General features: G+C 32.4%; 24 protein-coding genes. 15 read left to right on the forward strand and 9 right to left on the reverse strand.

Annotated features, from left to right (window positions below; genetic code table 11):
* Nucleotides 1–91 precede the first annotated feature (91 nt).
* A complete protein-coding gene (arr, locus tag ACEWK1_RS02050; RefSeq protein WP_212138272.1) occupies nt 92–508 on the reverse strand; it encodes an NAD(+)--rifampin ADP-ribosyltransferase in 417 nt (138 codons plus the stop codon).
* Between the two features lie 457 nt (nt 509–965).
* Between arr and ACEWK1_RS02055 the strand changes: the two genes are divergently transcribed.
* Nucleotides 966–1,169: a hypothetical protein gene (locus ACEWK1_RS02055; RefSeq protein ID WP_212138271.1), complete on the forward strand. Its 204-nt coding sequence runs from the start codon at nt 966–968 to the stop codon at nt 1,167–1,169.
* 305 nt (nt 1,170–1,474) lie between these two features.
* On the opposite strand, the gene ACEWK1_RS02060 is transcribed toward ACEWK1_RS02055, so the two are convergent.
* The 3 genes from ACEWK1_RS02060 to ACEWK1_RS02070 all read right to left on the reverse strand — a co-directional run bounded on the left by ACEWK1_RS02060 (nt 1,475) and on the right by ACEWK1_RS02070 (nt 3,253).
* Complete coding sequence (locus ACEWK1_RS02060) at nt 1,475–1,987, reverse strand: CBO0543 family protein (RefSeq protein WP_251405559.1); 513 nt, start codon at nt 1,985–1,987, stop codon at nt 1,475–1,477.
* Nucleotides 1,988–2,300: 313 nt separating this feature from the next.
* Entirely contained in the window at nt 2,301–2,768 is a 468-nt protein-coding gene (locus tag ACEWK1_RS02065; protein ID WP_121662062.1) for a CBO0543 family protein, read from the reverse strand.
* On the reverse strand, nt 2,765–3,253 hold the full coding sequence (locus ACEWK1_RS02070) for a CBO0543 family protein (RefSeq protein WP_212138269.1): 489 nt from the start codon (nt 3,251–3,253) through the stop codon (nt 2,765–2,767). The genes ACEWK1_RS02065 and ACEWK1_RS02070 overlap by 4 nt, the downstream gene beginning before the upstream one ends.
* Nucleotides 3,254–3,963: 710 nt before the next feature.
* Here ACEWK1_RS02070 and ACEWK1_RS02075 point away from each other — a divergent pair.
* From ACEWK1_RS02075 to ACEWK1_RS02090, 4 genes are all read left to right on the forward strand, one after another.
* Nucleotides 3,964–4,671 carry a sigma-70 family RNA polymerase sigma factor gene (locus tag ACEWK1_RS02075; RefSeq protein WP_416635501.1) on the forward strand — a complete coding sequence of 236 codons (708 nt, stop codon included), beginning with the start codon at nt 3,964–3,966 and terminating at the stop codon, nt 4,669–4,671.
* Between the two features lie 33 nt (nt 4,672–4,704).
* Nucleotides 4,705–5,277, forward strand: coding sequence for an ATP-dependent Clp endopeptidase proteolytic subunit ClpP (gene clpP / locus ACEWK1_RS02080; protein WP_121662059.1), 573 nt, complete (start codon nt 4,705–4,707; stop codon nt 5,275–5,277).
* Nucleotides 5,278–5,439: 162 nt separating this feature from the next.
* Complete coding sequence (locus ACEWK1_RS02085) at nt 5,440–5,808, forward strand: hypothetical protein (RefSeq protein WP_251405552.1); 369 nt, start codon at nt 5,440–5,442, stop codon at nt 5,806–5,808.
* A gap of 161 nt (nt 5,809–5,969) precedes the next feature.
* Nucleotides 5,970–6,467 (forward strand): GNAT family N-acetyltransferase, encoded by a 498-nt coding sequence (locus tag ACEWK1_RS02090; RefSeq protein WP_416635504.1) that lies wholly within the window; start codon nt 5,970–5,972, stop codon nt 6,465–6,467.
* Between the two features lie 373 nt (nt 6,468–6,840).
* Here ACEWK1_RS02090 and ACEWK1_RS02095 read toward each other — a convergent pair whose 3' ends face one another.
* The gene (locus ACEWK1_RS02095; protein ID WP_416635507.1) at nt 6,841–7,299 is read right to left on the reverse strand and encodes a GNAT family N-acetyltransferase; all 459 of its coding nucleotides are present in this window, start codon (nt 7,297–7,299) and stop codon (nt 6,841–6,843) included.
* Nucleotides 7,300–7,559: 260 nt separating this feature from the next.
* On the opposite strand from ACEWK1_RS02095, the gene ACEWK1_RS02100 reads away from it, so the two are divergent.
* The 3 genes from ACEWK1_RS02100 (at nt 7,560) to ACEWK1_RS02110 (ending at nt 10,075) form a co-directional block, all read left to right on the forward strand.
* On the forward strand, nt 7,560–8,297 hold the full coding sequence (locus tag ACEWK1_RS02100; RefSeq protein WP_416635509.1) for a metallophosphoesterase family protein: 738 nt from the start codon (nt 7,560–7,562) through the stop codon (nt 8,295–8,297).
* Between the two features lie 122 nt (nt 8,298–8,419).
* Nucleotides 8,420–8,932 carry a hypothetical protein gene (locus ACEWK1_RS02105; RefSeq protein WP_416635511.1) on the forward strand — a complete coding sequence of 171 codons (513 nt, stop codon included), beginning with the start codon at nt 8,420–8,422 and terminating at the stop codon, nt 8,930–8,932.
* A gap of 222 nt (nt 8,933–9,154) precedes the next feature.
* The gene (locus ACEWK1_RS02110) at nt 9,155–10,075 is read left to right on the forward strand and encodes a hypothetical protein (protein WP_416635513.1); all 921 of its coding nucleotides are present in this window, start codon (nt 9,155–9,157) and stop codon (nt 10,073–10,075) included.
* A gap of 95 nt (nt 10,076–10,170) precedes the next feature.
* On the opposite strand, the gene ACEWK1_RS02115 is transcribed toward ACEWK1_RS02110, so the two are convergent.
* Nucleotides 10,171–10,323, reverse strand: coding sequence for a hypothetical protein (locus ACEWK1_RS02115; protein ID WP_416635515.1), 153 nt, complete (start codon nt 10,321–10,323; stop codon nt 10,171–10,173).
* Nucleotides 10,324–10,584: 261 nt separating this feature from the next.
* The gene (locus ACEWK1_RS02120) at nt 10,585–11,358 is read right to left on the reverse strand and encodes a TerC family protein (RefSeq protein WP_212138264.1); all 774 of its coding nucleotides are present in this window, start codon (nt 11,356–11,358) and stop codon (nt 10,585–10,587) included.
* Between the two features lie 132 nt (nt 11,359–11,490).
* On the opposite strand from ACEWK1_RS02120, the gene ACEWK1_RS02125 reads away from it, so the two are divergent.
* The 5 genes from ACEWK1_RS02125 (at nt 11,491) to ACEWK1_RS02145 (ending at nt 14,147) form a co-directional block, all read left to right on the forward strand.
* The gene (locus ACEWK1_RS02125) at nt 11,491–11,922 is read left to right on the forward strand and encodes a hypothetical protein (protein ID WP_416635517.1); all 432 of its coding nucleotides are present in this window, start codon (nt 11,491–11,493) and stop codon (nt 11,920–11,922) included.
* A gap of 328 nt (nt 11,923–12,250) precedes the next feature.
* A complete protein-coding gene (locus tag ACEWK1_RS02130) occupies nt 12,251–12,520 on the forward strand; it encodes a CD3324 family protein (protein ID WP_416635519.1) in 270 nt (89 codons plus the stop codon).
* Between the two features lie 137 nt (nt 12,521–12,657).
* On the forward strand, nt 12,658–13,308 hold the full coding sequence (locus tag ACEWK1_RS02135; RefSeq protein WP_416635521.1) for a FusB/FusC family EF-G-binding protein: 651 nt from the start codon (nt 12,658–12,660) through the stop codon (nt 13,306–13,308).
* A gap of 211 nt (nt 13,309–13,519) precedes the next feature.
* The gene (locus tag ACEWK1_RS02140; RefSeq protein WP_416635523.1) at nt 13,520–13,786 is read left to right on the forward strand and encodes a hypothetical protein; all 267 of its coding nucleotides are present in this window, start codon (nt 13,520–13,522) and stop codon (nt 13,784–13,786) included.
* A gap of 61 nt (nt 13,787–13,847) precedes the next feature.
* On the forward strand, nt 13,848–14,147 hold the full coding sequence (locus tag ACEWK1_RS02145; RefSeq protein ID WP_416635525.1) for a hypothetical protein: 300 nt from the start codon (nt 13,848–13,850) through the stop codon (nt 14,145–14,147).
* A gap of 388 nt (nt 14,148–14,535) precedes the next feature.
* Here ACEWK1_RS02145 and ACEWK1_RS02150 read toward each other — a convergent pair whose 3' ends face one another.
* Together ACEWK1_RS02150 and ACEWK1_RS02155 are read right to left on the reverse strand one after the other, a co-directional pair.
* Nucleotides 14,536–15,627 carry a polysaccharide pyruvyl transferase family protein gene (locus ACEWK1_RS02150; protein WP_416635527.1) on the reverse strand — a complete coding sequence of 364 codons (1,092 nt, stop codon included), beginning with the start codon at nt 15,625–15,627 and terminating at the stop codon, nt 14,536–14,538.
* 25 nt (nt 15,628–15,652) lie between these two features.
* Entirely contained in the window at nt 15,653–16,597 is a 945-nt protein-coding gene (locus tag ACEWK1_RS02155; protein WP_416635529.1) for a glycosyltransferase, read from the reverse strand.
* A 159-nt stretch (nt 16,598–16,756) separates the two neighbouring features.
* Between ACEWK1_RS02155 and ACEWK1_RS02160 the strand changes: the two genes are divergently transcribed.
* Together ACEWK1_RS02160 and ACEWK1_RS02165 are read left to right on the forward strand one after the other, a co-directional pair.
* Nucleotides 16,757–17,872: a polysaccharide pyruvyl transferase family protein gene (locus ACEWK1_RS02160; RefSeq protein WP_416635531.1), complete on the forward strand. Its 1,116-nt coding sequence runs from the start codon at nt 16,757–16,759 to the stop codon at nt 17,870–17,872.
* Complete coding sequence (locus tag ACEWK1_RS02165) at nt 17,854–18,786, forward strand: glycosyltransferase family 2 protein (RefSeq protein ID WP_416635533.1); 933 nt, start codon at nt 17,854–17,856, stop codon at nt 18,784–18,786. The genes ACEWK1_RS02160 and ACEWK1_RS02165 overlap by 19 nt, the downstream gene beginning before the upstream one ends.
* The last annotated feature ends 63 nt before the right edge of the window (nt 18,787–18,849 follow it).

Here is an 18,849-nt window from a genome sequence, read left to right on the forward strand (position 1 = left end):
CTGCTTAGGAAAGAGGTCTTTCGAAATTTATATTTATGGAGCTGAACAAAAGATGATTTATTTAAGCCAAACCTTTATTAGGTGTTGAAGATTAATCATATATGATAGCTTTTCCTTGTTCACGTAACTTCTTTAAAGCTGTATGCATTTGATTAATTTCTTCATCAGAATGTCTTTCCCATGTACTTAATTCAGCAACTATTGTTAAAGGAGATTTAGACCTATACGAACGTGTTGGGTTTCCAGGGAATTTTTTGTCAGTTAAGTTCGGATCATTCTCAAAATCACCTAATGGTTCTATTATGTATATTCTTTCTTTTGATTCAGCTGTTGCTAATTCAGCACCCCATTTAGCTGCATCTAATGTTGCAGTGAAATAGATGTAGTTAGATTTTTTGTCTTGGTAATTTGAAAAATGTTGCGGTTCTAAAAGATCTCCGATTTTTAGTTCTGCTTTAGTACCATGAAAGAAAGGACCATTATCTAAGACCTTTTTTTTGTCAGTCATTGAAACACCTCATCATTTTTTGATTTGTTTATAACAGTATAGGCTATGTATTTTAGAAAATGCAGTCTATAAATAGTTTAAAATTAGTTGTAAAATATAAGTAGAGAGAACGAGTTGAGTTTTATACCTTATGTACGTTTTAATTTATTTTTTTGTTAATGCTTTTATGAAATAACATATGGTTTAAAAAAGGATTAATGAACAATCAGACGCAAATGTGTACTAACATTTGCGTCTTTATTGTTAGACTTTTATAGACATTATTTTGTTTGGTATGGTTTTGAACTTGTATAGGACGGGGAAGATTGAATGGAATTAACAAGTATTGCTAAAGACACTCTTTAGTATTATCGTTATTAATATCGTAATAAAGATTCTTAACAAAAAGGGAATTTCTATAAGTAAAATGAATTACTCGTTGAAGATTTTCCTTGGGTTCATTCTGCTGGGGAGTTTTATGAGCTTTAGCTTTCTATATGCCGAGCATGAATATGCTTTTAAAGAAATAACCGAACCAATTGTTGCTATAATAATTATTTATATAATTCTGGCATCATTAAATCAAATATTGGATAAGCCTAAAATTAATGATTTTGTTGGAGGACTACTTATTGCAGGCGGTATTATTTCTTTTATAGCAATAATTCTATCTACTATCTAGTTTACATAGCTGTAATATGTAAGTTGTCATGACAAAAAAACTGATCATACCCTTAGTTGTTCTTTGGAACTAGAGTATGATCAGTTTTTCTAACTAACGTAAGAAAGTTATAAAACTTAGATAAATATTCCGGACATTTCTAACCTAATTAGCTTGTTCACACTCAATAGAAAGATTTAGCTTAAGGAACAAATATTAATCTTTATTTCTAAAAAGATAAATCCACATCAGTATATATACTGAGAACAACAATAGTAAAAAAACAGGTGTTGTTATTTGGTCACTTGCCATAAAATCACCATCAATTATTTTAAATCATTTAGGGAAGGGTGGAACAATGTTAATAGAATTGCAATTATAGGTATTGATACGATTAATGCTGTGAGAGGGCGTTTATAATGGATTCTGACCATAGTAAAAAGAATCAAGTTAAAGACACCAGACCAGAAAAGGTTCCAATTATTTTCGTATATAAAAAGTCCCTTTTTATAAAAAAGGTATTCAATGATTGTAAAGTAAGCAATCCATATTCCTATATATAAGTATTGTTTTTTCCCTTTAGGATAATATCTTAAATAAATCATAATAACGACTGGTACAATGAAAAATGAAAAGGTAATATCTATTAAAGTATGATTTAACCAGTCAACAGTTACGGCATTATATCTCCATAGGGTATGATTATAAAAAATGACATTATATAACAAATTACAAATAATAAAGAATTGAATTGTTGGATAATACTTTTTCCAGTTTTTCCAATCAACAAAGTAATAAGCAAAGATAATATAAACAATGACAACTAATAATAAATACATTTAAAAATTAGCCTCTTTAATTTTTTTATCAGTCTTCACATTAGTTTATGTTGATAAACATGCAAGTCGAAGTTTTGTTAGTTCCTATAGTATCGTATTGTAAGAGGAAGTAAACCAAACCTTATACTAATGGGAGTACCACGGTTTCTTTAACTCATTTCGTGAACACTCAACAATCAAAGCGCCTTATTGAGATAAGGAAAGGCGCTAATTTCAGTTTAAGGCCAGTTCGAGTGATACTATGGTAAAGAGGATTGTGGTGTTTGAAGGGAATAAATGAATAGTAGAACAAAAAATGTAGAGCGCATAAGTATTACTTGTTATTAATTTTAAAATACCATTTATAAAAATACCAAGATAATAATAAAGCAGCGTAAACAGATAACCAAGTGATATACCAATCCCATTTTATATATTTAATAAGCTGTGTATACCTTTCAAATATGGTTTCAGGGATGGTTATTCCTGTACAAAAAGCACTTGTGTATAAAAACTTTCTCATAAAACTCTTTGTATATGGAAAATATATACAAAAGAATATGCTGATTATAGGAAATACTAAGAACTCGAAAAGAAAACTTGATTTATTTATATTTGAAAGTTCCCTTACAGGGTATTCTATTAGATGCAATTCGACTACAAGCAATCCTAAAAACCAGGTAGCAAACTGTTGAAACAAGAAAATAATACTTGCTTGTTTCAATTTGTTTTTTGGTATAAAAGCAAGCGAAATAAATGTACAAGCATATATAACATATAAAATTGTGTGCTCAATTTTCATATTATTTGATCACTCTTATTATTATTTTTATTTATTATCCATAAGACATATTGACGTGACAACCAGAGCTCAATAATAAAATTAAAGAAGCTCATTATTAGATGATTATTGTTAACATCCATTATGTCTGTGAACTTCCCTATTAAAAAGATAAAAGAAACAATGATCCCAACCCAAAGTAGATAGTGAAGTAATCTTCTTGGGTAATTTGAATGATTAGGAAATTTCAATTGAAACCCTACAGCTAGTGCTGGGAATACTAAATATTCCATGGTGAAATTTAGTTTTGTAGCATACTTAAAGAGTCTAATTGGAGATTCAAGTGTATTCGTATAGCTTAGCCCAATACTAAACAACCATGTTAACATTTGAAAAAACAAAAAGGTAGCGATGGCTTCTCGTAGACGATTTCTTGGGACCATCTTATACAATATAAACGGGAAAATAATCCATAATAATAACAAGACAAAATAATCAACATTCAAATAAATCCACCTCATACCTATTATGAGAATTGATGAGAAAATTCATCCACATAATGGATAAACTAGCGAAGTAATGCTAACTGTTCAACCTCCCCATTTAAAGTTGCTTAAATGATTTTGGCTAGTTCCCCAAATTATTATTCAGAGTATCATTTTTATTTTATTAATAGCTGCAAGTATAGATTGGTAACAATAGTATACATATAAATAGGAAAATTTAATCTTAAATGCTACATATTCTTAATAAGTGTCGAGCGCAACTAATTAAAGTCAAAGGATGATAATTATGGCTTTTGCTGTCTGTTTTTTTGTATCTTAGATTATAACGTTCATTTTCATGCAAAAAAAACTTTCATTTATGCAAAACTCTTTTGTTTTTCTCCTTACTTTAATGATTAGTATCAATTGGTCATAGATTATTTATGAGGAATTGAGTTTATCAAGCTTTCAACTTAGGCGATGGACTATACTGCTTTTATGATCAATAGAAGTATCGCGATTCCATTAATTGTAGTCATCACAATATTTACTTACGGTATCCAAGTCTTTAAGACAGTCTATACTCATTTGCATTTGGGTAACAAATTGTACATTATGAAATGGATGAAGGTAAAATATTATTTAAACATACAAAAATTTTTTTCCACCCCGTATCTTTTCGTTTTCGTTATCCGTTTATACAGTAGAGACGTGCTGAAGGAGTGATTGTGATGCAGAGAAGCCGTGTGCACGGTGCAGAGAATTTATTAAATGAGGAAGACTTTCAAGAGCTTTATCCTAAGCTGAGACGATACTGTCTGGGACTAGCAAAAAATCAATGGGATGGCGAGGAACTGGTTCAGAATGCGATGATGAAGCTTTGGCTCTATTATGGGGACCAATCTTCAATTCCAGCAGCTTTAGTGAACAAGATGGCGCACAATGCTTGGGTTGATACGATCCGAAAGCACAATAAGGAGTGCTTAGAAGCCGATCTTAATGAACTGAATTCGGATGATTCGACTAGCAATATTGCGACTCGTTTTGAGATTATTCAACGTTTGACGACCAAATTAACACCGAAGCAAGTCGTTATGCTTGTCTTAAAAGAAGGGTTTCGCTATCAGCTCACTGAAATTGCAGACATCTTTTTGACATCTGAGACAGCTGTAAAATCAACCATTCATCGAGCCAAACAACGCTTAGCGAAACAGATGAATCAAGAAGGAAGTCCGCTCATTGACCTTTATTGGGAGAAAGAAGAACGTGAGCAAGTGGAACATCTCCTTCATGTCTCATTTAAGAGACAGGATCCAACGATTCTGATCCAGTCGATACCGTTATTGCGCTCATTAGTGAAAGATCAGCGTCCAGCAAGCTCTATGCACTGCACACTCGCTCACTCTCGTCCTTCACGCACTGTCCTAATGGCGGCATAAATGGGGTTTCCGCCTAAAAAAGGAGGAAGCGAAATGAATGTGACACCGTATGTTATCGAGCAATCTAATCGCGGGGAGAGGTCTTATGATATTTACTCACGATTGTTAAAGGACCGGATTATTATGGTTGGTGATGAAATCACTGACGGGCTTGCAAATAGTGTTGTAGCACAGCTGTTGTTTCTTGCAGCTGAAGACCCTGACAAGGATATATCGATGTACATTAACAGCCCTGGTGGGTCAGTAACTGCTGGCTTTGCGATATTTGATACGATGCAATACATCAAACCAGATATTAGAACGATTTGCATGGGGATGGCTGCTTCATTTGGAGCAAACCTGTTGCTGGCTGGTACCAAAGGAAAACGCTATGCCCTGCCCAACAGCGAGATTATGATTCATCAGCCGTTAGGTGGTGCTAGAGGGCAAGCGACAGATATTGAAATATCCGCCAAACGGATCATCAGCCTGCGCGAGCATATTAATCAAATTATCGCAGAACGCACCGGTCAACCAATTGAAAAGGTCGCACAAGATACGGACCGTGATTATTTTATGAGTGCCGAAGCTGCAAAAGAATACGGCATCATAGATGACATTATTTAGAAAAGAACGTGAAAAAACCACTGAAGAAGGTGAATGACCTTTTTTAGTGGTTTTATTAGTATATTGGACATTATTATATTCCAAAATCTAATACCAACATCTCGAAACTTTCATTGTATTTGTTCGTATATATAGAGAGAATTATAGTGGGAGGTCAAGTTGGTGCAAATACAACAGCAAACATCCAATAACGTTGAGATCGTGACAAAAAAGAAACTCAATACGAAAAGAGTATTAAATTTATATGGACTTTTTACCGTAATTGCACTGATATCATCTTTATTTACAATCCCAATTTCGGTTAATGAAAACTTGCAACTGTTCTATAATAAAGAATTACTATTAGAAACATATAAGGTAAAGGAATTTTTACAATTTATTTTTGTAAGTGCTTTGTTCTTTTTCTTTTTAGTAAATATATATGCAAAAGGAAGAGTTTGGAGTAAGGTATTTTATGTAACACTTATTCTTTTATTTGGATATAGCTTGGTGATGGCTATTTATCTAGTAGTATATTCTATGCCTCACTAAAACTCGAAAATAACTTACTTTTTACGAAATAAAAACGCTGATTAAGAACGCGTCCTCTTCTTTTATTCGGTAAATGAATGCGGAGTAAATAGGCGACGATTTATACGGAGAGGCTACACAAATTAAATGTGAATTGAGTTAGGATAGGAGTTAAAGATTATATGATTATCTTAAAAAATGTTCAAGCTACAGATTTAGAACAGCTCTTACTTATTGAAAATGAGGGATTTCCTGTAGAAGAAGCTGCCACGAAAGAAGCATTTGAGGAGAGAATACAGCTGATATCTGATACCTTTATAGTGGCAAAAAAGAAAGGGGAGATTGTTGGTTATATCAATGGACCTATCATTAATCAACCTTACATTACTGATGATCTTTTTGAGAAAATCAAAAGAAATCCGAATAGAGGCGGATATCAGAGTATTTTAGGTTTAGCTGTGTCCAAACAGGCAAGAAATCGAGGAATTGGTACGATGTTAATCGAGAAAATGGAAGAGCTTGTGAAAGAAAATGAAAGAAAAGGCATTACTTTAACATGTAAACAGGAGTTAGTTTCCTTTTATGAAAAATGTGGATTTATTAATCATGGATTGTCTCAATCACAACATGGTGGAGTCAGCTGGTATAACATGGTGAAAGTAAGAGAGGGTATGGATTGATAACGGGATAAAAGAGAGAGAATGATTAAGCGTTAATCAGAAATAATGAAATAAATATAGCTAGATAATCCAAAAACTATAAATATCAAAGACAGAATTAATGCAATTTCTCTCCAATCCTTATTAGGAATTTTTAAGAACCGTAAATAAGAAATAAATCCTAATATAACGAATAGTATGCTACCAATTAGGTTTAGAGCTGTGAGCATAAATGTATACACCTCAAAAAACATATAATAATGATAAATTACCAAATTTGTCATTATTATACAACATACTTATTCATATGAAAATAAGAAAATCTTCTTCGACTATCAACATAATTTCTTCGTTCTCAGACTGGAGAAGAAAAAGGATAAGTTCAAAACAGAACTTATCCAAGTTTCTTTGTCATAAAAACGCTATTTGGATCTTCCTTATAGTCTGCAAAAGGCTCACAATAGTCAAAGCCGAAATTTTCATAGAGCTTCCATGCTGGTTCAAATTCAATCATTGATCCCGTCTCTAAACTCAATTGTTCATACCCTCGCATTATAGCTTCGTCTAGGATGTGCTGGAGCATTTTTCTGGCAACACCCTTTCTGAGATGTGACGATGAAGTTCTCATTGATTTAATTTCACCATGAGAGATGTCGAGTTCTTTTAAGGCTCCCATTCCGGCTAATTCATTGTCTTCCCATGCAGTCCAAAAGGTAATATTTGATTGTCTTAGCTTCTCTAAGTTTAAAGCATGGATGCTTTCAGGTGGTGAATTCAACGTCATGGCATGAAGATGCTCTCTTATCAATTCAGCTACTTTGTCTCCAGTTAAATCATCTTTTTTTATCTCCATAAAAACAACCTCCAAAATAAATATAAGTTTTATCCCACTCTTTTTTCAATCATCATGTAAGAAAATCTGACAATTAGTTTAATGAGAAGCTATTGTTTTACAACCAATTCTAGTAACTGAGGGGTAGTTCTTAAAAAAGACAGCTCCTTATTAGTATTATAGAGTCAAATGAAGGATAATAGTGATTTGTGGTGAATGATATTGAATAAACTAATAGTTTATTAGGTTTTATAAATTTTTAGTGATCGAGGGTGTATCTTTTGGAACAAACAATAGCGGTTATTTCAGATATTCATGGAAATAATTTGGCATTAAAGGCTGTCCTGCAAGATATTACAAATCGCGGTATTGATAACATATTCAACTTAGGAGATAGTTTATATGGTCCTTTAGACCCTTTGGGTACTTATAAACAATTAATTAAGCATAAAATGGTTCATATCATGGGGAATTGCGATCGTATGTTACTTGAAGCAGTAGACAATTATTCCCAATCTACCCTACATCATATTAAGCAAATGTTGACTGAAGAACATCTCGATTGGATAAAGCAACTTCCTTCTTCGGTAGTTATAGATGATATTCTCCTATGCCATGGTACACCTGATTCTGATGAAGCTTATCTCTTAGAAGAGATGACGGAAGCGGGAGGAACCTTAAAGAGTTCACTAGAAATCATGAAAAGTCTTCAACACGTAGAACAGAGCGTGATATTGTGTGGACATAGTCATATTCCTAGAATTGTCTATTTACCTAATGATAAGTTGGTCGTTAACCCAGGAAGTGTAGGGCTTCCAGCATATAAAGATGATTTACCTATCCCTCATAAAATGGAATCAGGATCACCATATGCAAATTATACTATTATGAAAAAAGAAGCAAATCAATGGTTAATCGAGCAAATTAATGTGCCTTATGACTGGGAAAGAGCATCTAAAGTCGCAATCCAAAATAATCGGAAAGACTGGGCTAAACCTCTAATGAGTGGAAGAGCTTAGAAATATTTCTAGAACACTACAAGACTACAGTGACTAGAGGTATCATTTATTTTTCTTTAGTCTTTTGAGAAGGATAGTGACAATATATTAGTTCTATATAACAATAATTAAAGGAGTGTAGGATGAAGAAGCCTATTTATATCTACATTTTTGGTTTAATGATACTTTTCTCCATTTCATGTTCATCAGAAACGGAACAGTCCATAGAGTTAATTGATTCAAAGGTTGAGATCATCTCAGATAAAGAAAGACTTGGTTCGTATGGATTTAATGAGGAGGGTATAGAACTTATCCCTACATCTTTATATTATGAGTTTTCACTTAAAAATGATGATAAAGTGAAGATTGGCGAATTGGTAAATGATCCCCTAAAAATAGAAATAGAACCAAATGACACCTTAATAAACGCTTCCAATGAAGTTATCGGATTCAATGTCTTTAACCCATTTTATTATAATAATACTGGTTTGGGTTATGGAGGATCATCAACACCTGTTTTAAAACCAGGAGAAGAAGGTCAATTCATCCTTACTTTTGATCTTGGTGTAAGTCATGAGAATAATCATATTAAAGTGATGGTACCACCAGTTGAAAACTTAAAATTCTTGAGGACAATGCATTGGATGCTACATTAATTATTTCAACAAATGTTGGTGAAATTGCTCGGTTTGACCTTCTTAAATAAATCAAGTGATTGGTAATTTTGATTGGAGTAGGAACAGACATTTCTTAATAAATAAATGGGTTGTTAGAACTAATGAAATTAATTAGGTTTAACAAACAGATGTGGAATAGGTGCTGCAAGTCGTAATAATATGTTGAATTGAGGATTTGGTTTTTAGACAGGAGTGACTTATATGAACAAACTCTTGACATTATTTGTAGGAATGCTTTTTATTTTTGCATTAACTGGCTGCTTTGGCGAGGATTATGATGTTGGTGTTCCTATTGCTCATTTACATTTAGAAAAGGGTTTACAAAATCAACAAATACAATTAACAGAAGCTAATGTTAGTTGGAGTTCATCGAGTGGAGAAGTAAAGGAAACAGTAGATAATATCGAAAAATTTGGATTATCACAAGATGTGATTAGTGTTTCTCCAAACCAAAAAGCTTCTTTGGAATTTAAAGAGAACGAAGATAATGGTGGAGATATTTGGAGAGACCCTACGATAACAGCTGTACTTTGGAAACACGGAGAAAAAATTGATTTGGAATTGAAAGATAATAGGGAATTTCAATTTCCAACAAACGAAGGGGATTATGTATTAGAAGTTGAATTTATTAATTCAGTTTCTGTTAACAGAGCTCAATATGTTGGGAAAATAGTGATCAAAGAAACAAATGAGCAAATGAAAATAAGCGATGGAAAGCTTCCAGAATTCACATTTATGGAAATACCTGAAATTAAAAAATTCAAATCAACTGAATCAGTTGGTGAGTTATTTGATTATGGGTATGCTGAAGTATGCTGGAATAATTGTAGTAAAAATAACATATATAACTTTCCTGACATTCACTCTGGGGACGTTGAAATAGGTGATGTCATACAGATTGATTGGCATGAAATGAGACCAAAGCCTACTGAGATAAACTTACTTCAAATTAATACAGACAATTATGAAGTAATAAAAAAGAAAAATATAAACGTTACAAATATACCCTTAGACATTGAAGTTGATGAAAAGAAAATTGGTGCACAGTATGCTTTAGAGTTTTTATGGAAGGATGGAAATAAATTGATAGGAAGAAGTATGTTGAACTTTAGACTGGAATAATATTCCTTAATTGAATATTATTCATTTATTACATAGGAATACAAAATATGTATTTTAGTGTGCAAGTTTGTTTATTTTACACAATAAAAAAACTGCTATTTACAAGCAGTAATTAATAACGCTTTTATAAGAAGAGAAATGTCTTGGTGAATGTATTCTCGGACTTGGTCATCATTACAGCTTTTTAATTCATTCTGTAAACGTCCAAGTTCTCTAAGAAATAGTAAGTTTTCAGCCTTACTAAGCATAGTGTATTCGCTCCTTTACATAGGAAAAAACACTATGTTACATAACACTACCATTATTATCAATAATTCACAATGAGTTAACTCTCTAGAGAGACTTTAAAGCAGGGGACATGCTTTTATGATTAAAAGCTGTTTACTGTGATGTTAGGTGGGAAGTTGTGGAGTTATGTTGAGAAGGCTGGGTAATTTAGAAGATGCCTTACAAAAATATTAATCAAGCAAAGATCACGTTAATTAGTGACCTTTGCTTCTTGTGAAAGGTTATGATATTGTTTCTTCTTCATCCTTTCTCTCTTTTGAAAGAAACCATCCTAGGACAGCAATTAGTAATAAAACAGACCAAAATGTTATTTTCCATCCAGCAGATTTAGCAAATCCTTTTGGCAAATACGCCAAATCAGGATGAGATAATGTATAAACAGCTAGTTTTACGCCAACCCAACCTACAATTAGAAAGGCAGCTGTTTCAAGTCCAGGCTTTTTGTGAAGGATACCGACAAAGAAGTTAGCAGCAAATCTCATAATAACGAGTCCGATGATTCCACCAGCTAAAATGACTAAAAATTGCCCACCATCTAAGCCTCCAATATGAGGTAATGGAGTTTCTGGTAATGCAACAGCGAAAGCAACTGCAGCGAGAATAGCATCTACTGCAAATGCTAAATCTGCTAATTCTACCTTTAGTACGGTCATCCAAAAACCAGAGCCTTGTTTTTCATCACCTATTTTCTTATTTTCTCCTTTTCTTAGCACAAATTTCTTGAAAATGTGGTTAAAAGAGATAAACAATAGATATAAGGCACCGATTGCTTGAACCTGCCATACATCGACTAAAAAAGAAATAATGAAAAGGGAACCAAATCTAAAAACAAATGCACCAGCTAGGCCATAAAACAATGCTTTCTTTCTCTTATCTTCTGGTAAATGCTTAACCATTATGGCAATAACTAATGCGTTATCAGCTGCCAAAATTCCTTCTAAACCAATTAAGACGATTAAAACCCAAAGGTATTCTAGTATAAGAGCTGTATCCATTAACCTTCTCCTTTAATAACTATGCTAATGATACTTTGGCTAATAGAAGGATTTTATATTCGATTTTAGTTTAATTTTTAGAAAAAGTTAGATTTTGGACAATCCCTACAAAGTGAAACATGAGGTAAATAAATGATGAAAAGAAGATTATTGTATGTACTATTAATATTCATTTTAGGTGCTTGTAGCCAACAAGAAGTAGAAGAGAAGTCGTCTAAAACAAACGACATTACTTTAGAAGATGTAGAAACTGTCATAGCAGAGCAAGGTTTTGAATTGGAAAATACAGAGTTATCAAGTGAGGATTTCTTTATGCAAGAATTAAACGAGATGACACCTGAAGTATATATTTTAGAAGGTCATACATTATCAGTTTATGTTTTTCCTTCAGAGGGTGAAAGAGAAAAGGGAGTCCAAAGGTTTGAAGAAATAACTGCAGCAGCAGAATTAGTAGAACACAAAGCATATGAAATAAGTAACTTATTAGTCTTTTATGTAAGTAATGATGAAAAGGTACAAAATCGATTGCTTGAAGCATTAAAAAACTTAGATGTTTCAACATAATATATGACCAATGATGAGTTCTTTCTGGAAAATGTTGAGGTTCTGTTTTTTAGGAATCTCTGCAAAATTAGTGGTTAATAAAAGGAAATATTTACATAAAAAAGGTCCACTTCATCATAACTTAAGCTATAATGTTATCTTAAAGGGGGTGCTTACATTATGGATAATCACATAAGATTGTCTGGTACTTCTTCCACTCATGCAAAGCCTAAAATTGGAAAGGCGATACTTTGTATGGGGCGAAATGATAAAAAATCGCTGAATAAGCTTTTCTAATATATTGGCTTTGCACCTTATTTTTATTAAAAATAAATAAGGAGCGAGCAAAGTGAAGTATATGAATGCAAAAAAAGTTTTACCTGAAAAGCTAATTGTGGAAATCCAGAAATATGTCCAAGGAGAAACCATTTACATTCCTAAGCCAGAAGCGGAATATCAGAAATGGGGAGCTTCAAGTGGTGGACGACAGTTGCTTGATTTGCGTAATGCAACTATTCGAAATGCTTTTACTAGTGGCAGTAGTATTCAACAACTTTCCGAAGAATATTACCTCTCAATTGAATCAATCAAAAAGATTGTTTATTCACATAAAAAGTAAAAGAAGTCACTGGTGAAACATATTCATCAGTGATTTTTTATGTAAAAAACGTTTCTAAATCATTTTGTACCTTTTATAAGTTACATGCACTTCTTAAAATATTTCATAAGGATAAAAAATGATAGGAGTGTCATATGATGACTGAAAAATTTTTGAAAAATGAACACTACAATTTTATTAAAAAGCAGGTGCTTTTAATTAAAGATAGCTCCAAAAAGAATTTGCCTTCTTCGGTTTTTACTTCTTTAAAGGACTTAAGTAATGCCAAAATCTTAAATCTAATTCCTAATATTTCATTAGATCAACAAAAAATATTGGATCTATCTCGTTTGAAAACTGATGAGGAATACCAACAATATATTCAACATCTTACTGAGTTTTTGTTGCCGTTTCCAGAAATCACCGAACAGAAACTGAAAAAAATGTTTCCAAAGACTAAGAAGTTAAAGCTGCCTGATTTATCAAACGTTGATCATAGTCAGTTAACCTATTTAAGTTGGAACGATTTAAGGTCGAATAGAAAGTATATTATATATGAGCTGGATGGAGAATTGGTGGGCATTGAATGTAAATTCTCCCCGACATCTAAGAAAAATATTTGTTCCTTGTGTAAATGTACTAGTGAGGTTTCCTATTTTTCTGCTGTAACAAAAGTGAAAAAGTCTAACAATCCGGATTATTTTAAGTCTATTGGCAACCTTATTTGTAAAGATAGTAGCGAGTGCAATAAAAAAATCACTAGCTCTTTATATCTTGAAAATATTCTTAGAGACTCCTTAGGAATGTAAAGGACCCTTATCATGTCACACACCAAAATGTCAGAAATGAACAATCAAAGTACGTTTTAATAACGTGCTTTTTTCATATTTACTTTTACCTGAAAAATAATGGTAAAATAAGTAAGTGGTCGTAAATAAAAGGTAGAGACTATATTTCCTATTAATCATACTACAGGATTTATAGCAGCCAAAATATATAAGAACGGTAGATGAGGAGAAGTTGAGTAAAATCATTCTTAAAACAAAAATATATTATTATCTATCACTATCTCTTTTCCTTTTCGGTGTTATTTCGTGGGTTCCTTATCTGGTGCTTACTATGCAAGACCCTTATGGAATGTTAACGTTTATTTTTAACCCCATAGGTTTTTATTTTGCTTGGGTAGCAAAAAATAGACTTCTAGCTTTATGTAATTTAGCTATGATATTTAGTTTTGTCCCTGTAGCTATATATGTTTACATAACAAAAGGATATATACCTATGTAAGTGTTTAATAAGGTACAAATTATATATTTCTATTTACGTTGTTGAGGGGAGCTTTAATCCTATGAATAAGAAATATAGTAAATGGTCTGCACTATTGGTTGTCATTTGCACATTAACTTTAATTGTTACATATGCAATTGCTACAGATCAGCCTAAGGGTGTAATGGTTATTTTGTTAAAAGGATTGTTTTTCACTTCAATTCTTTCGGGCATTCTAAGTTTAATTCTTAGTTATCTCAGCTATAAAAACAAAGAAGGTGGATTCTTAAAGAAGGTAGCACCTATAATAATATTATGTATTTTATTACTATTTACCCTTTCAGTTATCGGTATCATAGTAAGTATAGGTGATTTATTCTAAAATAAAAAATTGTACGGCCTAAGTTTATTTAAAAACTTTGAGACATTAAAAGACTATTACCCAGCGATCGAGTAATAGCCTTGTTGGAAAGAAGAATAGGTTTTTCGTTTTTTACGTTGAATATACAAATAAGTGAATTACTATATTTAATGTGTTGTTCTAAGAATCAAAATATAGAAATACTAATTCAATAGTTATTGCCATGAGTCTTTGTGCTTTAACAGATTTAGAACCAGAAATACGACATACAAGCAAGTACTTGTTCATGGTTGGTTCTAGAAAGGGGGAGATATATTGTGATTCGTGCATAATTACCTCCAATGGGAAAAGATTCACTTAGTGAATAATTTATGCAGCTATTATCAAAAGGTGCAGATATTTATCGCAACTAAAAATGGCTTTGTATAAAACATTTGTGCTTTTCAGTGTATTTTTCTTTTTCTGCTTTCAATTTGTTGGTGTAATTTTCACGATAACGGGTAAAATTTTTCTCTTTCCCTTTAATTGTTTCAAGTATTGTTGAGGAATGGGGATATAATGTGTTTTCAAATTGATTTATAGATAAAGCAAAATCAAAGCCTTTTGAACGGTAAGCAATTTGAATAAATGGAGTAAAGGCCGCTGCAGATAAAATATTAGCGTGCAGTTTTAAGTTGATTGAAAAGTGACATTTACCTAAGAATGAGTAAATTTGTGACGAACTACAAACCTCAGGAATGAATGTAACAGAATCTTTGTTGTTCAGACGGTGGTAAAGATTCCTGCATGATTCAATATCTTGATCCCACATTGGATAAATGACAATATGGTAACCTTTAGATATCAAGTAGAAACAGCTTTCAATAAGTTGGTCTTCTACAAATGCTTCATTATATCCGAAAAGTTTATTAAATGTAGTTCCCCAGTTAATTGCGATTAGTGGTGCTTGAACAGGAAATAAATAATGATTCAAGATATGATGATCAGAATTTGGACTATAAATAAAGCCTGAATCACCAATTATCTCAATAGAAGAGTTAACGGGTGATAAACCTTTAATAAATTGAAAGGTTAACGGACCTCTTACTCCAGTATATGTTAACGACTCAACTAATTTTTTTATCCGACTTGTATTGATTTGCCGATTATCAAAAAAAGATGATGGTTGAAAAGACTCTCCAATTATATATTTAGACATGGTGTCCTCTGTTAGATAATCTATTCCAGTACCATAGCTATATAAGGGTATTCCCAACTCGATTGCTTCCTCGGCAAGTGTTAAAAAAATATCGCCTTGAAAAAGTGAACCTCCACCTAAGATTACAGCATCGATTGTTTCTTTGTTTAATATATTCTTTATTCCTTTGTTTTCCTTAATGTCATAAGCAATGACTTTGTCTACAGAGTTAGACCATCTGTTGATAGATTGAATAAATGATTCATAACAGACTTCGTCTCCGACATTATTAAATCCTAGATAACCGATATATAACAACTTCATCTTAATATTCATCTCCTTTCCAATTTTATTTCTTTTTTGCTTTTACAATTTTTTTTATTGTTTTAACTAAAAATTTCGCTCTTGTGCTGACAGAATGTTGTTTGCGAACCATATTATATCCATTTTTTGCGATTTCTTTTCCAATACTTTCGTAGTTTTCTAGATAATAAATAGCCTTTTCATAATAGTTTTCTGTATTGATTTCCACAAAGTGAACATTAGGAATAAACCCTAAGTCTTCTAGTTCTTTTGAATGGGAAGCTAATAGAAGGGTATTACTGGCAAGCACTTCATAATATTTCATAACTGGATATTTATATATGGAATCACAGGTAAAGAAAATTTTGGCTTTATTAAGTTCTTTTGCATACCTCCGTCCTACAAAATATTCCTTTTCGTCATATTTGCCTTTATCATATCCTGGATGTTCGTGAAAGGTGAAATTTGGTAGATCTTTCATCCCATCTAAAATAGCTGCTCGTAATGGATAGATCGGAGGGTATGTTGAGCCCATTAGTAGAAAATCCATTTCTTTTTCTTGTTTATAATCTTTGAAAACTTCTGTATGAACATAATGAGGAAACCAGATCATTCTATCCTCATATTCCGGAAACCATTCTAAAAACTTATCCCGATAATGTGTAAAAAGATATAGAATGTTGTTTTCTTCAATAAATTGCTTTCGATAACTCGTTTCGTACTGCAAATCATGCATAATCATTCCTATAGGAATATCACATGTTTGCAATCCTTTTATTTCGGGGCATCGTGATGGGCGTAAATCGTTTAAAAGAATAAAATCAGGTATAAAATCAAGAGAAGATAGAATATCGTTAATATTTCCTGGTTCTTCCCAAATAGTTAATTTAGTCAGCTTTTTTAACGATTGGGAGAGATAGTAATTATTTCGTTCGATTCCGCTAGACCAATCCTTCGTAATAAATAGTAGCTTTAACTTCTTAAACAACAAATCTTATCCCTCCTATTTTCAAATTAGAAGAAATCGTACATTAATAACATATGAACTTGTATATATATCGGAACAAGACAGATTCATTAATTTCTTCTAAATCTAGAACACTAGTATATTTGTTTACGTACATTAAAATTAAAAAATAGGAGAGATAATATGAGGAAAATTCTATTATCTGGATATTACGGTGAGTACAACACTGGTGATGATGTGTTATTAGCATCATCAACTTGGGGATGCAACCAATTCCTTAAATCTAATGAGATCCTTGCGACTTCAGTTCATATACCTAATTTTGAAAAGAAACTACCTGTATTACCCTTGTATGTAGAACGAGAAAAAGTTAAGAGTGAAAATTTAATCAGATTATATTACCATGCTTTAACATCAAATATAATTGTTTTTGGTGGAGGATCTGTCTTTCATTCCACGGATAAATTGACCCGCGACTCAGACTTAATTGATTTAAGTAGAGGAGATTGTGCAATTGCATTAGGGGTTTCTTTTGGGCCATTTAGAGATAGTGGAGCAGAACTAGCATGTAAGAAATTTATAAATAAACTTTCCTATATTGGTGTACGTGATGAAGATAGCTTCAACATAGCTAAAAGTTTAGCACCTGATCTAAATATTGAGAAAACATTCGACTTAGCTCCACTTTTTCCATATTCACAACAAGATAATAGCCCTTATAAAAGTTCTTCAAAAAGAAGAGGACTAGCCATTTCATTATGTCATTACGAAAGGTATATTGGCTTAAATACTGAGATTGAAAAAAGAAGATTTGAAAAGATCTTAAATGTTTTAAATCGTTTAACATTAGAAGATGTTGAAGAACTAATTTTTATTGATTTTAACGGTCACCGGGTATTTGGAGATTTTGATATTCACAACGAGATGATAAAACGACTTAACATACAGATTCCTGTTTCACGAATAGCTTATCAGCATAATCCAGCTGATGTATTAAACTTAATTTCAAGATGTAGAGGGATTGTTGGGATGAGACTTCATAGTTGTATTTTTGGTTATATGACAGAAACTCCTACAGTGATCTTATCTTACCATCCAAAATGCATGGGTTGGGCAAATGAGATTCAGGCAAACCCAGATTTTACAATTGATTCAACTCATTTTGAAGAGGAGCAGTTGTATTCTTCTATAATGAATATTTTGCACAATAAGTACATTCCACCAATATTAACCCTTCCGAATGCTCAAAAATTAGCAATGAAAAATTGGGAGGGAGCACTATGTTCGATGTCACAGTAGTCATTCCACTTTACAACAAGGAACACTATATAAAAAGAGCGGTACAATCTGTTTTAAGTCAGACTGTTCAAACATTCGAAATTGTGATTATCGATGATGGTTCAACGGACAATAGCTATAATAAAGTTGCGGAAATTGGAGACCCGCGTATTCGAGTGATTCAACAAAAAAACGCAGGAGCTTCTGCGGCTAGAAACAGAGGGATTGAGGAAGCAAAAACGGACCTAATCGCATTTTTAGATGCGGATGATGAATGGAAACCAACATTTCTTGAGACTATTTTTCGTTTAATAGAGAAATATCCTGAAGCTGGAGCATATGCTACTGCATATCAAATCATCTTAAAAAATGGACGGAAAATTACACCAATAATTGAATCAATCCCCAAAACCCCATGGGAAGGTCTAATACGTCAATATAGTAAATGTGTTCTTAGAGACCTTCCAGTTATCTCTTCTGGAGTTATTGTTCCAAAGAAAACGTTTGAGAAAGTAGGTCTTTTTGCGATTAATCATCACCATGGGGAAGACCAAGATATGTGGTTCCGAATAAGTATTCATGATCATATTGCATATAGTCATACAAATCAAGTTACTTACTATCGCGGACTACCAAACAGCATGTGCACAATTCTCTATACACCACAACCCTATCCAATAATTGAAACGATAAAAAACATTATAGAAAGTAAAGAGGTAGTGGCATCAAGTGAACTAAAGGAATATTTGGTTAAATTAGAACTGGACTATGCTGATAGACTTATAAAAACGAACCGTTTTAAAGAAGGGTTAAGTCTTGTTAAAGGTATTAGTACAAAAAGATATAAAGTGAAAAAGCTAAATATTTTCTTGTTATATCTAAAGCAGAAACTGCTCAAAGCATTAGGTCGAGATATACAAATGACACAAAAGTAACGGGAAGACTCTATTAGCCCTTAGTAAATTAGAAAGGTATAAACATTAAAAAGGGGACAATAT

Source organism: Metabacillus sp. YM-086, assembly GCF_048059995.1.
Classification (GTDB): domain Bacteria; phylum Bacillota; class Bacilli; order Bacillales; family Bacillaceae; genus Metabacillus; species Metabacillus litoralis_B.

Bases quoted from the DNA above. Each gene is read 5' to 3' on its own strand.
- ACEWK1_RS02055 (WP_212138271.1), top strand. From the start codon at position 966: ATGAGCTTTAGCTTTCTATATGCCGAGCATGAATATGCTTTTAAAGAA.
- ACEWK1_RS02145 (WP_416635525.1), top strand. From the start codon at position 13,848: ATGAATAAGAAATATAGTAAATGGTCTGCACTATTGGTTGTCATTTGC.
- ACEWK1_RS02165 (WP_416635533.1), top strand. From the start codon at position 17,854: ATGTTCGATGTCACAGTAGTCATTCCACTTTACAACAAGGAACACTAT.
- ACEWK1_RS02090 (WP_416635504.1), top strand. From the start codon at position 5,970: ATGATTATCTTAAAAAATGTTCAAGCTACAGATTTAGAACAGCTCTTA.
- ACEWK1_RS02065 (WP_121662062.1), bottom strand. From the start codon at position 2,768: ATGAAAATTGAGCACACAATTTTATATGTTATATATGCTTGTACATTT.
- arr (WP_212138272.1), bottom strand. From the start codon at position 508: ATGACTGACAAAAAAAAGGTCTTAGATAATGGTCCTTTCTTTCATGGT.
- ACEWK1_RS02115 (WP_416635515.1), bottom strand. From the start codon at position 10,323: ATGCTTAGTAAGGCTGAAAACTTACTATTTCTTAGAGAACTTGGACGT.
- ACEWK1_RS02160 (WP_416635531.1), top strand. From the start codon at position 16,757: ATGAGGAAAATTCTATTATCTGGATATTACGGTGAGTACAACACTGGT.
- ACEWK1_RS02120 (WP_212138264.1), bottom strand. From the start codon at position 11,358: ATGGATACAGCTCTTATACTAGAATACCTTTGGGTTTTAATCGTCTTA.
- ACEWK1_RS02135 (WP_416635521.1), top strand. From the start codon at position 12,658: ATGACTGAAAAATTTTTGAAAAATGAACACTACAATTTTATTAAAAAG.
- ACEWK1_RS02095 (WP_416635507.1), bottom strand. From the start codon at position 7,299: ATGGAGATAAAAAAAGATGATTTAACTGGAGACAAAGTAGCTGAATTG.
- ACEWK1_RS02110 (WP_416635513.1), top strand. From the start codon at position 9,155: ATGAACAAACTCTTGACATTATTTGTAGGAATGCTTTTTATTTTTGCA.
- ACEWK1_RS02125 (WP_416635517.1), top strand. From the start codon at position 11,491: ATGATGAAAAGAAGATTATTGTATGTACTATTAATATTCATTTTAGGT.
- ACEWK1_RS02105 (WP_416635511.1), top strand. From the start codon at position 8,420: ATGAAGAAGCCTATTTATATCTACATTTTTGGTTTAATGATACTTTTC.
- ACEWK1_RS02150 (WP_416635527.1), bottom strand. From the start codon at position 15,627: ATGAAGTTGTTATATATCGGTTATCTAGGATTTAATAATGTCGGAGAC.
- clpP (WP_121662059.1), top strand. From the start codon at position 4,705: ATGAATGTGACACCGTATGTTATCGAGCAATCTAATCGCGGGGAGAGG.
- ACEWK1_RS02060 (WP_251405559.1), bottom strand. From the start codon at position 1,987: ATGTATTTATTATTAGTTGTCATTGTTTATATTATCTTTGCTTATTAC.
- ACEWK1_RS02075 (WP_416635501.1), top strand. From the start codon at position 3,964: ATGCAGAGAAGCCGTGTGCACGGTGCAGAGAATTTATTAAATGAGGAA.